11 protein-coding genes and 1 pseudogene are annotated in these 12,077 nt (G+C 72.1%); 1 reads left to right on the forward strand and 11 read right to left on the reverse strand.

What is annotated here, in order from left to right:
• From rfbD to galE, 4 genes are all read right to left on the reverse strand, one after another.
• Nucleotides 1–784, reverse strand: a 784-nt coding sequence (gene rfbD, locus MHW47_RS23650; RefSeq protein ID WP_239225789.1) for a dTDP-4-dehydrorhamnose reductase, incomplete at its 3' end; no start/stop codon positions are given.
• The gene (gene rfbB / locus MHW47_RS23655; protein WP_239225790.1) at nt 781–1,770 is read right to left on the reverse strand and encodes a dTDP-glucose 4,6-dehydratase; all 990 of its coding nucleotides are present in this window, start codon (nt 1,768–1,770) and stop codon (nt 781–783) included. The genes rfbD and rfbB, both read right to left, overlap by 4 nt.
• The gene (locus MHW47_RS23660; RefSeq protein WP_239225791.1) at nt 1,767–2,837 is read right to left on the reverse strand and encodes a glucose-1-phosphate thymidylyltransferase; all 1,071 of its coding nucleotides are present in this window, start codon (nt 2,835–2,837) and stop codon (nt 1,767–1,769) included. The genes rfbB and MHW47_RS23660 overlap by 4 nt, the downstream gene beginning before the upstream one ends.
• A gap of 142 nt (nt 2,838–2,979) precedes the next feature.
• Nucleotides 2,980–3,951 carry a UDP-glucose 4-epimerase GalE gene (gene galE / locus MHW47_RS23665; protein WP_239225792.1) on the reverse strand — a complete coding sequence of 324 codons (972 nt, stop codon included), beginning with the start codon at nt 3,949–3,951 and terminating at the stop codon, nt 2,980–2,982.
• 185 nt (nt 3,952–4,136) lie between these two features.
• Here galE and MHW47_RS23670 point away from each other — a divergent pair, with 185 nt between their 5' ends.
• Entirely contained in the window at nt 4,137–6,365 is a 2,229-nt protein-coding gene (locus MHW47_RS23670) for a bifunctional glycosyltransferase/CDP-glycerol:glycerophosphate glycerophosphotransferase (protein WP_239225793.1), read from the forward strand.
• Nucleotides 6,366–6,447: 82 nt separating this feature from the next.
• Here the strand turns inward: MHW47_RS23670 and obgE are convergent, their stop codons facing one another.
• From obgE to MHW47_RS23705, 7 genes and pseudogenes are all read right to left on the reverse strand, one after another.
• Nucleotides 6,448–7,887 (reverse strand): GTPase ObgE, encoded by a 1,440-nt coding sequence (gene obgE / locus MHW47_RS23675; RefSeq protein ID WP_239225794.1) that lies wholly within the window; start codon nt 7,885–7,887, stop codon nt 6,448–6,450.
• Between the two features lie 138 nt (nt 7,888–8,025).
• Nucleotides 8,026–8,283, reverse strand: coding sequence for a 50S ribosomal protein L27 (gene rpmA, locus MHW47_RS23680; RefSeq protein WP_018103204.1), 258 nt, complete (start codon nt 8,281–8,283; stop codon nt 8,026–8,028).
• 14 nt (nt 8,284–8,297) lie between these two features.
• Nucleotides 8,298–8,618 carry a 50S ribosomal protein L21 gene (rplU, locus tag MHW47_RS23685; protein ID WP_239225795.1) on the reverse strand — a complete coding sequence of 107 codons (321 nt, stop codon included), beginning with the start codon at nt 8,616–8,618 and terminating at the stop codon, nt 8,298–8,300.
• 196 nt (nt 8,619–8,814) lie between these two features.
• The gene (locus tag MHW47_RS23690; protein WP_239225796.1) at nt 8,815–9,876 is read right to left on the reverse strand and encodes an iron-containing alcohol dehydrogenase family protein; all 1,062 of its coding nucleotides are present in this window, start codon (nt 9,874–9,876) and stop codon (nt 8,815–8,817) included.
• On the reverse strand, nt 9,864–10,616 hold the full coding sequence (locus tag MHW47_RS23695; RefSeq protein WP_239225797.1) for a sugar phosphate nucleotidyltransferase: 753 nt from the start codon (nt 10,614–10,616) through the stop codon (nt 9,864–9,866). Before MHW47_RS23695 ends, MHW47_RS23690 begins: the two co-directional genes overlap by 13 nt.
• Nucleotides 10,617–10,643: 27 nt before the next feature.
• Nucleotides 10,644–11,534, reverse strand: a complete 891-nt coding sequence (gene galU, locus MHW47_RS23700) for a UTP--glucose-1-phosphate uridylyltransferase GalU (protein ID WP_239225798.1) — start codon at nt 11,532–11,534, stop codon at nt 10,644–10,646.
• Nucleotides 11,535–11,630: 96 nt separating this feature from the next.
• Nucleotides 11,631–12,077, reverse strand: a pseudogene (locus MHW47_RS23705) (ribonuclease E/G); the annotation flags it as partial.

The following is a 12,077-nucleotide window of genomic DNA, read 5'->3' on the forward strand; positions in this document are numbered from 1 at the left end:
CGAGCACGCTGTACGCGGGCCGGGGCGCGGGGCGGGCGAAGGCGGCGGCGCTGGTCGGGCGGACCCGGTCCGGGTCGGCGCCGAGCAGCCGGAACACCTCGCGCGCCAGGCCGTACCAGCTCACCTCGCCGGCGCTGGTGCCGTGCTGGACGCCCGCCGGGGCGGTGCCGTCGAGCGCGGCGCGGCCGAGGGCCGTCAGCAGTCCGGCGAGGTCGGCGGTCCAGGTCGGCTGTCCGCGCTGGTCGTCCACCACGTCGACGGTGTCCCTGGTGGCCTCCAGCCGGATCATCGTCCGGACGAAGTTGGCGCCGCCCGCGCCGTAGAGCCAGGCGGTGCGGACGACGTGGCCGGTGTCGGGCAGGGTCTCCAGGACCGCGCGCTCACCGGCGAGTTTGGTGCGGCCGTAGGCGCCGCGCGGTGCGGTCGGGGCGTCCTCCGGGTAGGGCCGGTCCGCGTCGCCCGCGAAGACGTAGTCGGTGGAGACGTGCAGCAGGACGCTGCCGTGGGCGCGGCAGGTCTCGGCGAGGACGGCGGGCCCGGTGCCGTTGACGCGCAGCGCCTCGGCCTCCCGGCTCTCCGCGTCGTCCACGGCGGTCCAGGCGGCGCAGTTGACGACGACGGCGGGCCGGTGGGCGTCGAAGGCGGCGCGGACGCGGGCGGGGTCCGCGATGTCCAGGGCGGCGCGGTCCGCCGCGACGACGGCGGCGCCCCGGCGGGCCAGCGCGGCCGTGAGGTCCCGGCCGAGCATGCCGCCGGCGCCGGTGATCAGCCAGCGGGGGTTCACAGGGCGGCCCTCTCCTTGAGCGGCTCCCACCAGGCGCGGTTCTCGCGGTACCAGCGGACGGTCTCGGCGAGGCCGGTGCGGAAGTCCTTGCGGGGGGCGTAGCCCAGCTCCTCGCGGATCTTGGTGCAGTCCACGGAGTACCGCCGGTCGTGGCCCTTGCGGTCCTCGACGTGGATCACGTCGGTGTCCCAGTCGGCGTCGCACGCCTCCAGGAGGAGCCGGGTCAGCTCCTTGTTGGAGAGTTCGGTGCCGCCGCCGATGTTGTAGACCTCGCCGGGGCGGCCCTTGGTGCGGACGAGTTCGACGCCCTGGACGTGGTCGTCGATGTGCAGCCAGTCGCGGACGTGGGCGCCGTCGCCGTACAGCGGGACGGGCCGGCCGTCCAGGAGGTTGGTGACGAAGAGGGGGATGACCTTCTCGGGGAAGTGGTGGTGGCCGTAGTTGTTGGAGCAGCGGGTGACGCGCACGTCGAGGCCGTGGGTGCGGTGGTACGCCAGCGCGACGAGGTCGGCGGACGCCTTGGAGGCGGAGTACGGGGAGGTGGGCGCGAGGGGTTCCTCCTCGGTCCAGGAGCCCTCGTCGATGGAGCCGTAGACCTCGTCGGTGGAGACGTGGACGAAGGTGCGCACGCCGGCCTCGTGCGCGGCGTGGACCAGGGTGTGGGTGCCGACCACGTTCGTCCGTACGAAGGCGGCGCCGCCGTCGATGGAGCGGTCCACATGGGACTCGGCGGCGAAGTGCACCACCTGGTCGTGTCCGGCCATGAGCCGGCCCACCAGCTCGGCGTCGCAGATGTCGCCGTGCACGAAGGAGAAGCCGGGGTGGGCGCGGACCTCGTCCAGGTTGGCCGGGTTCCCGGCGTAGGTGAGGGCGTCCAGGACGGTGACGGAGACGTCGCCGGGACCGTCCGGGCCGAGGAGGGTGCGCACGTAGTGGGAGCCGATGAAGCCGGCCCCGCCGGTGACGAGGAGGCGGGTGGGGGTCATGAGGAGATCTGCACCTTGCTGTGGTCGCCGAGGACGAGGCGGTGGGCGGACGGGCTGCGGGGCGCGGGTGTCACCTCGACGTCATGCCCGATCAGCGACGCCTCCACGCGCCGGACCCCGTCGATGGACGCGCCGCGCAGCACGATGGAGTACTCGATCTCGCTGTCCTCGATGCGGCAGTGCTGGGAGATGGAGGTGAACGGGCCGACGTAGGCGTCGCTGATCACCGAGCCGGTGCCGATGATGGCGGGCCCCACGATCCGGCTGCGGGTGACGCGGGCGCCGGGTTCGATGAGCACCCGGCCGATGATCTCGCTCTCGCCGTCGACGTGGGCGCCCTCGGTGCAGGGCTCGACGCCTTCCAGGACGGTGCGGTTGACCTCCAGCATGTCGGTGACGTTGCCGGTGTCCTTCCAGTAGCCCCGGATGACCGTGGAGCGCACATCGCGTTCCCGGTCGATCAGCCACTGGATGGCGTGGGTGATCTCCAGCTCGCCGCGCCAGGAGGGCCGGATGGAGCGGACGGCCTCGTGGACGGCGGGGGTGAAAAGGTAGACGCCGACGAGCGCGAGGTCGCTCTTGGGGTGCTCCGGTTTCTCCTCCAGGGCCACCACCCTGCCGTCCCCGTCCAGTTCCGCCACGCCGAACGAGCTGGGGTCGGGCACCCGGGTCAGCAGGATGCGCGCGTCGGGCCGGTCCGCCCGGAACTCCTCGACCAGGTCCGCGATCCCGCCGACGATGAAGTTGTCGCCGAGGTACATGACGAAGTCGTCGTCGCCCAGGAAGCGCTGGGCGACGAGGACCGCGTGGGCGAGGCCGAGGGGCTCCGCCTGCCGGATGTAGGTGACGTCGATGCCGAAGCGGGAACCGTCGCCGACCGCCGCGCGGATCTCCTCCTCGGTGTCGCCCACGATGATGCCGACCTCGGTGATGCCGGCCTCGGCGATGGCCTCCAGGCCGTAGAACAGCACCGGCTTGTTCGCGACCGGTACGAGCTGTTTGGCCGAGGTGTGGGTGATGGGGCGAAGCCGGGTGCCCGCCCCACCGGAGAGTACGAGAGCCTTCACGGTTTGCTGCCCCCACGGTGAGATGTGGCCGATGCGGCGGCGGTCCGCCGCAGCCGACCCTACTGACCCGCACCCCCACTTCGGCGACGAAACGGCCGATGACCGCTTTTTGCCGACACGTCCGGGGGAAGGCAGCCCCCGACTACGGGTGGCGCAGGCGCCAGCCCTGCCAGGCGGACTCGATCATCTCGTCCACGCCGTACCGCGCCGACCAGTCCAGCTCCCGGCGGATGCGGTCGGCGGAGGCGACCACGCGGGCCGGGTCGCCGGGGCGGCGGGGGGCGACCTCGGCGACGGTGTCCTCGTGGCCCGTCACCTTGAGGATGCGGTCCACCATCTCGCGGACCGAGCTGCCCTCGCCGCGGCCGATGTTCAGGGTGAGGTCCGTACCGGGCTCGGCGGACTCCAGCCGGCGCGCGGCGGCCAGGTGGGCGGAGGCGATGTCCTCGACGTGGATGTAGTCGCGGACGCAGGTGCCGTCCTCGGTGGCGTAGTCGTCGCCGAAGATGCGCGGCGAGCCGCCCGCCTCCAGGCGCTCGAACACCATCGGGATCAGGTTGAACACCCCGGCGTCGGCCAGCTCCGGCGCGGCGGCGCCCGCCACGTTGAAGTAGCGCAGCGAGGCGCAGCGCAGCCCGTGGGCCCTGGCGGCGGCGTGGATGAGCCACTCGCCGACGAGCTTGGTCTCGCCGTAGGGGCTCATCGGCGCGCAGGGCGTCGTCTCGGTGACGAGGTCCACGTCGGGCATGCCGTAGACGGCGGCCGACGAGGAGAACACCAGCCGCTCGACCCCGGCCGCGACCATGGCCTCCAGCAGGACCTCCAGGCCGGTGACGTTCTCCTTGTAGTAGTGGAGCGGGCGCTCCACGGACTCGCCGACCTGCTTCTTGCCGGCGACGTGCACCACGCCGGTCACCCCGTGCTCGCGGATCACCGTGTCCAGGGCCTCGCGGTCCAGGACGGTGCCGGTCACCAGCGGAACCCCGTCGGGGACCGCGTCGGCCCTGCCGGTGGACAGATCGTCGAACACGACCACCTGCTGACCACCCGCGAGCATCGCGCGCACCACGTGCGCCCCGATGTACCCCGCCCCGCCCGTAACCATCCAGGTCATGTCGTGCGTCTCCTGTCAGATGCTGTACCCGTCGGCGTCCCACCCTACGTGGCCGTCCCGGCCGCCCCCCGGCCGTGGCCGGGGCCATCAATTACGCTGTCCGGGTGCCGGACGCCGACCCTGTCGCACGGTCCGACCGCGCCCCTCGTACAGCCCCTGCGGACAGCCTCTGGAACTGGTGGACGATGCCTCGACTGACCCTCATCGTGCCTGCGTACAACGTGCAGGGGTACATCGGGGAGTGTCTGGACTCCGTGCTGGGGCAGGACTTCACCGACATCGAGGTCATCGGCGTCGACGACCGCTCCCCGGACGGTTCGGGCGCCATTCTGGACGCGTACGCGGAGCGGGACGCCCGGCTGCGTGTGCTGCACCTCACGGAGAACGTGGGCCTGGGGCGCGCCCGCAACGCCGGTCTGGAGCGGGCGACCGGTGACTACGTCCTCTTCCTCGACAGCGACGACACGCTGGCACCGGGCTCGCTGTCGGCCATCGCGGCGCGGCTCGACGCCACGGACGACCCGGACATCCTGATCTACGACTACACCCGGACCTACTGGGACGGGCGGATGCTGCGCAACAAGCGCGCCGACCTGATGTCCGAGGAGGGCCCGGACGTCTTCTCGCTCGCCGAGCGCCCGCAGCTGCTGGACCTGCTCCAGATCGTGTGGAACAAGGCGTACCGCCGCGACTTCGTCACCCGGCACGGGTTCCAGTTCCCGCCCGGCTACTACGAGGACGCCCCCTGGACGTACGGCTCGCTGATGGCGGCGGAGCGCATCGCGGTGCTCGACCGCCCCTGCGTGCTGTACCGGCAGCGCCGCGAGGGCGGCAACATCCTGCGCACGGTCAGCCGCAAGCACTTCGACGTCTTCGACCAGTACGACCGGGTGTTCGCGTTCCTGGACGAGCGGCCCGAGCTGGACTCCTGGCGCCCGGCGCTGTTCCGGAAGATGGTCGACCACTTCCTGACGGTGCTGGAGAAGCCCGGCCGGCTGCCCCGCAACGCCCGCGCCGAGTTCTTCCACCGGGCCGCCAAGGACTACCGCGCCCGCCTCCCGGAGGGCTTCGAGCGGCCGGCCGGGGGGCGCGGTTACAAGTACGCGCTGCTCGGCGTCGACTCGTACTCCGCGTTCTTCGGCCTGACCCGCGCCAACCACGCGCGCCACCGCGCCCGGCTGGGTGGTCAGGCCCGCATCGGCCGGGCCAAGCGGGCCGCGCTCGGCATGTTCTACCGGTCCCAGCTGCGGATGCCGCTCGATGAGAACCTGGCCGTGTTCTCCGCGTACTGGGGGCGCGGCTACTCCTGCAACCCCGCCGCCATCGAGGCCGAACTGGGCCGCCTGGCGCCGCAGATGCGCCGGGTCTGGGCGGTGCGCGCCGAGCACCGGGACCGGGTGCCCGAGGGCGTCGAGAAGGTGATCGTCGGCTCCCGCGAGTACTGGGCGGCGATGGCCCGCGCCACGTACCTCACGAACAACGTCAACTTCGGCGACACCGTCGTCAAGCGCGAGGGCCAGATCCACCTCCAGACCCACCACGGCACTCCGCTCAAGACGATGGGCCTCGACCAGGCGCAGTACCCCGCGTCCACCAACATGGACATGGAGAAGCTGCTGCGCCGGTGCGACCGCTGGGACTACAGCCTGTCCGCCAACCGGTTCTCCACCACGGTCTGGGAGCGGGTCTACCCCTGCCGCTACACCACGCTGGAGACGGGCTACCCGCGCAACGACGTCCTCGTGAACGCGACCGCCGCCGATGTGGTGAAGGCGCGGCGGGAGCTGGGGCTCGCGGACGGCACGACCGCCTTCCTCTACATGCCGACGCACCGCGAGTACGAGAAGTCCTTCACGCCCCGGCTCGACCTGGCGAGGCTCGCGGAGGACCTGGGCCCGGACGTCACGCTGCTGGTGCGCGGGCACTACTTCTACAAACCCGCCGACCGGCCGGACGAGCAGGGCGCCGCCGGCCGGATCGTCGACGTCTCGGGCCACGGCGCCGTCGAGCAGCTCTACCTGGCGGCGGACGCCCTGATCACCGACTACTCGTCCGCGATGTTCGACTACGCCAACCTGGACCGGCCGATCGTCATCCACGCCGACGACTGGGACACGTACCGCGTGGTGCGCGGCACCTACTTCGACCTGATGGCCGAGCCGCCGGGCGCCGTCGCCACGTCGCAGCGGCAGCTGACCTCGATCCTGCGCTCCGGCGAGTGGCGCGGCGACGAGGCGGCGGCGCTGCGCGCGGCGTTCCGGGAGCGGTACTGCGACTACGACGACGGGCGGGCCGCCGAGCGCGTGGTGCGCAAGGTGTTCCTGGGCGAGGCGGACCTGCTGCCGGTGGTCCCGCTCGCCGAGCGCACCCCGGTCCCCTCCCCCGCCGAGGCCCTGAAGGCCGTGCACGCCTGACGCACCGCCCCCGACGACCGCGGTCCCGGTCCCCTCTCCGCCGTACGGAAGGGGCCGGGACCGCGGTCGTGGTGCGGACCGGTCACGCGAACGGGTCGAAGTCCTGGTACTCCTTGGCGGCCTCGTCGCGCTCCGCCTCGCGGTCGCGGCGGCGCTGGGTGGCCGGGCGCGGCGCCTCCAGGCGGTGGTCCTCGCCACGGCGGCCCAGCATCTCGGCGCCGGCGGTCACGGTCGGCTCCCAGTCGAAGACGACCGCGTTGTCCTCGGCGCCGATCGCCACGCCGTCGCCGGCGCGGGCCCCGGCCTTGCGCAGCTGGTCCTCGACGCCCAGCCGGGCGAGCCGGTCCGCGAGGTAGCCGACGGCCTCGTCGTTGTTGAAGTCGGTCTGGCGCACCCAGCGCTCCGGCTTCTCGCCGCGCACCCGGTAGATGCCGTCCTCCTCCAGGGTGACGGTGAACCCGGCGTCGTCCACGGCCTTGGGCCGGATGACGATGCGGGTGGCCTCCTCGACGGGCTTGGCGGCGCGGGCCTCGGCGATGATGCCGGCCAGCGCGAAGGACAGCTCCTTGAGCCCGGTCCTGGCGACGGCGGACACCTCGAAGACGCGGTAGCCGCGCGCCTCCAGGTCGGGGCGGATCATCTCCGCGAGGTCGCGGCCGTCCGGCACATCGATCTTGTTGAGGACGACGATGCGGGGCCGGTCCTCCAGGCCGCCGTACAGCTTCAGCTCCTCCTCGATCATGTCGAGGTCGGAGACCGGGTCGCGGTCCGACTCCAGCGTCGCGGTGTCGAGTACGTGCACGAGCACCGAGCAGCGCTCGACGTGGCGCAGGAACTCCAGGCCGAGGCCCTTGCCCTGGCTGGCGCCGGGGATGAGGCCGGGCACGTCGGCGATGGTGTACACCGTGCTGCCGGCGGTGACCACGCCCAGGTTGGGGACGAGCGTGGTGAACGGGTAGTCCGCGATCTTCGGCTTGGCGGCCGACAGGACGGAGATCAGCGAGGACTTGCCGGCGCTCGGGTAGCCGACGAGGGCCACGTCGGCGACGGTCTTCAGCTCCAGGACGATGTCCCGCGCCTCGCCGGGCTCGCCCAGCAGCGCGAAGCCGGGGGCCTTGCGGCGGGCGGAGGCCAGCGCGGCGTTGCCGAGGCCGCCGCGGCCGCCCTGGCCGGCGACGAAGGCGGTGCCCTGGCCGACGAGGTCGGCGAGCACGTTGCCCTGGCGGTCCAGGACGACGGTGCCGTCCGGGACGGGCAGGACCAGGTCCTGGCCCTCCTTGCCGGTGCGGTGGTCGCCGCCGCCGGGCTGGCCGTTGGTGGCCTTGCGGTGGGGGTGGTGGTGGTAGTCCAGGAGCGTGGTGACGGACTGGTCGACGACCAGGGTCACATCGCCGCCCCGGCCGCCGTTGCCGCCGTCCGGGCCGCCCAGCGGCTTGAACTTCTCACGGTGAACGGAGGCACAGCCGTGGCCTCCGTTACCCGCGGCGACATGCAGTTCGACGCGGTCCACGAAGGTGGTCATGGGTGGAACCTCCAGTTGCATACCTGCGGAAAGATCTCGCTCGCCCCCGTAGGGACAACACGTGAAAGGCGGACCCACTTCCCTGCTCGGGAAGTGAGGTCCGCCTCCACGTCATACCGCTCGACGAGCGCCGGGAATTCAGCCGGCGATCGGAACGATGTTCACGACCTTGCGGCCACGGTGCGTGCCGAACTCGACCGCACCGGCGGCGAGGGCGAACAGCGTGTCGTCGCCGCCACGGCCGACGCCCGTGCCCGGGTGGAAGTGGGTGCCACGCTGGCGGACCAGGATCTCACCGGCGTTGACGGCCTGGCCGCCGAAGCGCTTCACGCCGAGCCGCTGAGCATTGGAATCGCGCCCGTTCCGGGTGGACGATGCGCCCTTCTTGTGTGCCATGTGTTCTCAGTCCCTTACTTCGCAGCCGCGGGAATGCCGGTGACCTTGATCGCCGTGTACTGCTGGCGGTGACCCTGGCGACGGCGGTAGCCGGTCTTGTTCTTGTAGCGAAGGATGTCGATCTTCGCGCCCTTGTGGTGGTCCACGACCTCGGCCTGGACCTTGATGCCGTCCAGCACCCACGGGTCGCTGGTCACGGAGTCGCCGTCGACAACGAGCAGGGTAGAGAGCTCTACCGTGTCGCCCACCTTGGCAGTGGAAATCTTGTCAACCTCAACGATGTCGCCGACAGCAACCTTGTGCTGGCGACCACCGCTGCGCACGATGGCGTACACGCGGATCTCACTCTCACTCGAAGCGGAAACCTCTGATGCCAGCCGCTCACACGGGTCCGGGAACCCATGACGATCCGGAGTGGACGAGCGGCCTCTCCCGTACGAGCGGGAGGTCGGTGCTCAGAGGTGTGGCGAACAAACGCCGAGGGTCAAGGTTACGGGGCCCCGCACAGCCGGTCAAACCGGGCCCCGTGGCCTAGAGCCCGGCGGTTCTGCGGTACTCGGCGTAGGCGTCCCGGATGCCGTCCTCGGACAGGTTCAGGTGCTCCAGGATCGTGTAGCGGCCCGGCCGGGTCTTCGGCGCGAACGCCACCACCCGGACGAACTCCTCCACGTCGAAGCCCATGTCCTCGGCCGTCACCGGCAGCCCGTGGCGCCGCAGCACCTCGGTCATCCGGACCGACTCCTGCACGGCGCCGCGCAGGTGCATGGCGAACGCGGCGCCGAGGCCGCACTGCTCGCCGTGGCTGGCGGCCCGCTGCGGGAAGAGCAGGTCGAAGGCGTGGTTGATCTCGTGGCAGGCGCCGGAGGCCGGGCGGCTGTCCCCGGCCACCGACATCGAGATCCCGGTGAGCACCAGGCCCTCGGCGAGCACCTGGAGGAACGCGTCGTCGTCCAGCCCGCCGGGGTGGCGCAGCACGGCCTCGCCGGCCTGCCGGGCCATCGCGGCGGCCAGTCCGTCGATGTCCTCGCCGTTGACCCGGTGGGCCAGCTCCCAGTCCGCGACGGCGGAGATGTTGGACAGCGCGTCCCCGATGCCGGACCGCACGAAGCGGGCGGGGGCCTCGCGGATGACGTCGAGGTCGATGACGACGGCGATCGGGTTCGGCACGCCGTACGAGCCCCGGCCCGCGTCGTTGTCGAGCGTGGCCACCGGGGAGCACAGCCCGTCGTGGGACAGGTTCGTCGCCACGGCGACCAGCGGCAGCCCGACGCGCGCCGCGGCGAACTTGGCGCAGTCGATGATCTTGCCGCCGCCGAGGCCGACCACGGCGTCGTACCGTTCCGACTTCATGGCCTCGGCGAGCTTGACGGCGTCGTTCAGCGTGCCGCCGCCCACCTCGAACCAGGAGGCGCCCGGCAGGCTGTCCGAGAGGCGTTCCCGCAGGGCCCGGCCGGAACCCCCGCTGATCGCGACCGCCAGCTTGCCCGAGCCGGAGATCCGCTGGTCGGCGAGGACGCCCGCCAGGTTCGCGAGGGCTCCGGCCCGGATGTCGACGACGACCGGCGCGGGAATCAGCCGGGTCAGTACTGGCACGCGATCTTCCTGCCCTTGGCGAGGTCGTCGTGGTTGTCGATCTCGACCCACTGGACGTCGCCGATCGGCTCCACGTCGATCTTGAAGCCGCGGTTGACCAGCTCCTGGTAGCCGTCCTCGTAGTAGAGGTCCGGGTCGCGCTCGAAGGTGGCCTTGAGGGCGTCGGCCAGCTCCTCGGCGGCCTCGGCCTCGATGAGGGTGACGCCGATGTACTCGCCGGTCGCCTCGGCCGGGTCCATCAGCTTGGTGATCCGGCGGACGCCCTCGGCCGGGTCCACGACGACCTTCATCTCCTCGTCGGCGAGCTGCTTCACCGTGTCGAGGGCGAGGATGATCTTCTTGCCGTCGCCGCGCGCGGCGAGCAGCGACTTCTCGACGGAGACCGGGTGCACGGTGTCGCCGTTGGCGAGGAGGACGCCGTCCTTGAGGGCGTCCCGGCCGCACCACAGGGAGTAGGCGTTGTTCCACTCCTCGGCCTTGTCGTTGTCGATCAGCGTGATGCTGACGCCGTACTTGGCCTCCAGCGCCGCCTTGCGCTCGTACAGGGCCTCCTTGCGGTAGCCCACGATGATCGCGACCTCGGTCAGCCCGACCTCGGCGAAGTTGCCGAGCGCCAGGTCGACCACGGTGATGCTCTCCTCGTCGCCCTCGGGCCCGACCGGCACCAGGGCCTTGGGCAGCGTGTCGGTGTAGGGGCGCAGACGGCGGCCGGCGCCGGCCGCCAGAATCATGCCGATCATGGAGTTCTCCTTGGTCCTCGGTACGGGTCAGAGTTCGGCCGCTGCGAAGGAGCGCAGCCAGGTACGGAAGTCGGGGCCCAGGTCCTCGCGCTCGCAGGCGAGGCGGACGATGGCCCGCAGATAGTCGCCCCGGTCCCCGGTGTCGTAGCGGCGGCCCCGGAAGACCACGCCGTGCACCGGGCCGCCGAGCTTCTCGTCGGAGGCCAGCCGCTGGAGCGCGTCGGTCAGCTGGATCTCGCCGCCCCGGCCGGGCCCGGTCTTGCGCAGCACGGCGAAGACGGCCGGGTCCAGGACGTAGCGGCCGATGACCGCGAGGTTGCTGGGGGCCTCGCCCGGCTCCGGCTTCTCGACCAGGCCGGTGACCCGGACGAGGTCCGCGTCGGCCGTGGGCTCCACGGCCGCGCAGCCGTACTGCTGGATCATCGCGGCCGGGACCTCCATGAGCGCGACGACGCTGCCGCCCTCGCGCTCCTGGACCTCGGTCATCCGGGTCAGCAGCGGGTCGCGCGGGTCGATCAGGTCGTCGCCGAGCAGGACCGCGAAGGGCTCGTCCCCGACGTGCGGCTCCGCGCACAGGACGGCGTGCCCGAGGCCCCTGGGGTCGCCCTGGCGCACGTAGTGCATGGTCGCGAGTTCGTTGGACTCCTGGACCTTGGCCAGCCGCGCGGCGTCGCCCTTGCGGGTCAGCGCCGACTCCAGCTCGTAGTTCCGGTCGAAGTGGTCCTCCAGAGGCCGCTTGTTGCGACCGGTGACCATCAGGACGTCGCTCAGCCCCGCGGCGGCGGCCTCCTCCACGACGTACTGGATCGCCGGCTTGTCGACGACCGGCAGCATCTCCTTGGGAGTGGCCTTCGTCGCCGGCAGGAACCGGGTACCGAGCCCGGCGGCCGGTATGACGGCCTTCTGGATCTTGCGCATGGGGGGCTTTCTGTCAGGGGCGGGAGCGGCCCGCGCCGGGTCCGGCCGGCCCCTCGGGGGACCGGCCGGACCGCGCCGCGTGCGTACGGGGGCGGGTCAGCCCTCGTCGGCCGCGGCCGTGACGGACGGGGCGGACTGCTCGGCCGCCGCCGTCTTCTTCGCCGCCGCCTTCTTGGCCGTCGTCTTCTTCGCGGCCGTCTTCTTGGCCGCGGTCTTCTTGACGGCCGCCTTCTTGGCCGTGGCCTTCTTGGCGGTCTTGCGGGCCGCCTTCTTGGCCGGTGCCGCCTCGGCCTCGGGGGCGTCCGGGGTTCCGGAGGTGTCCGGGGTCTCGGAAACCACGGGTGCCTCGGCCGCCTCGGGGGTCTCCACCACGACGACCGCGGCCTCCTCCGCTCCAGCGGGGGAACCGGCGGGCGCGCTCACCTTGCGGGTGGCGCGGCGCCGGACGCGCGGCGGGGCGGCCGGCTCCTCGGCCGGGGCCTCGGCGTGCGCGGCCTCGACGACCGGGTCCTCGGCGGCGACCGGGTCGGGGCCGGGCTCCGG

This window comes from Streptomyces sp. OfavH-34-F (assembly GCF_022347745.1).
Lineage (GTDB): Bacteria > Actinomycetota > Actinomycetes > Streptomycetales > Streptomycetaceae > Streptomyces.